Below are 1,203 nucleotides of genomic sequence, written 5' to 3' on the forward strand. Positions count from 1 at the left end.
ACGAGACCCAGCCGACGCAGCGCAGCCGCAGGACCAGACCCAGCCAGAGCAGCGCAGCAGCAGGACGGGACTCGGCTACCGCCCCGTCAGGTGCCGCGCCGCGGCGTCGAGCAGACGCTCGTTGGCCGCGTCGGTGCCGACGCTGATCCGCACGCCGCCGCCGTCGGGCACCGGGCCGGGGAAGGGACGGACCGAGACGGGCCACAGTGCCTCGGCGAGGGCGGGGCCGTCGTCGGTGGGCAGCCACACGAAGTTCGCCTCGCTGTCGGGGACGGTCCAGCCCTGGCCGCGCAGGCCCTCGAGCAGCGTCGCACGCCCGGCGACGACCGACTCGACGCGCTCGGCCAGCTCGTCGCGCGCCTCGAGCGACGCGACCGCGGCCGCCTGGGCGACGTCGGTGACGCTGAACGGGGGCGTCGCCTTGCGCGTCGCCGCAGCCACGTCGGCGTGGCCCACGAGGTAGCCGACACGCAGGCCGGCGAGCCCGTACGCCTTCGAGAAGGTGCGCAGGACCACCACGTTGTCGAACCGCGCCTGCAGCTCCAGACCACGTGCGGCGGCCGGGTCACGCACGAACTCCACGTACGCCTCGTCCACGACCACCAGCACCGACGGGGGCAGGGACTCGACGAAGCGCTCCAGCTCGTCATGGCCGACGACCGGGCCGGTCGGGTTGTTCGGCGTGCAGACGACGACGACCTTCGTCCGGTCGGTGACCGCCGCGGCCATGGCGTCGAGGTCGTGCGTGGCGTCCGCGCGCAGCGGCACGCGCACGTGCGTGGCCCCCGTGACCGTGACGGCGATCGGGTACGCCTCGAACGAGCGCCACGCCGTCACCACCTCGTCACCCGGACCGCAGTAGGCGTCGAGGAGCGAGAACAGCACGGCCACCGAGCCGGTGCCCGCGGCGAACGCCTCGGTCGGTCGGTCCAGGTGGGCGGCCAGCGCGTCGTGCAGGAGCGTGACGCCGGCGTCGGGGTAGCGGTTGACGCGAGCCAGCTCGGCCGCGGCGCGCTCGACGACGCCCGGCAGCGGCGGGAAGGGGTTCTCGTTGCTCGAGAGCTTCAGCTCGTCGAGCTCGGCGGCGCGGCCGGCCTTGTAGCCGGGGATGGCGTCGACGACGGAGCGCGGCAGCGGGACGGTCATGGGCCGAGGGTAGCCGCGCGCCGCTGGACCGCGATGATGCTGTCGTGACCAGCGCCC

Annotated in this window: 1 protein-coding gene; it reads right to left on the minus strand. The window is 74.6% G+C overall.

What is annotated here, in order from left to right; genetic code table 11:
• Window positions 1-75: 75 nt before the first annotated feature.
• Window positions 76-1,146 carry a histidinol-phosphate transaminase gene (hisC, locus tag ASF38_RS04645; RefSeq protein WP_056573980.1) on the minus strand — a complete coding sequence of 357 codons (1,071 nt, stop codon included), beginning with the start codon at window positions 1,144-1,146 and terminating at the stop codon, window positions 76-78.
• Between the last annotated feature and the right edge of the window lie 57 nt (window positions 1,147-1,203).

Source organism: Aeromicrobium sp. Leaf272 (genome assembly GCF_001422865.1).
Lineage (GTDB): Bacteria > Actinomycetota > Actinomycetes > Propionibacteriales > Nocardioidaceae > Aeromicrobium.

Coding starts and splice junctions, on each gene's coding strand:
- hisC (WP_056573980.1), bottom strand. CDS start 1,146: ATGACCGTCCCGCTGCCGCGCTCCGTCGTCGACGCCATCCCCGGCTAC.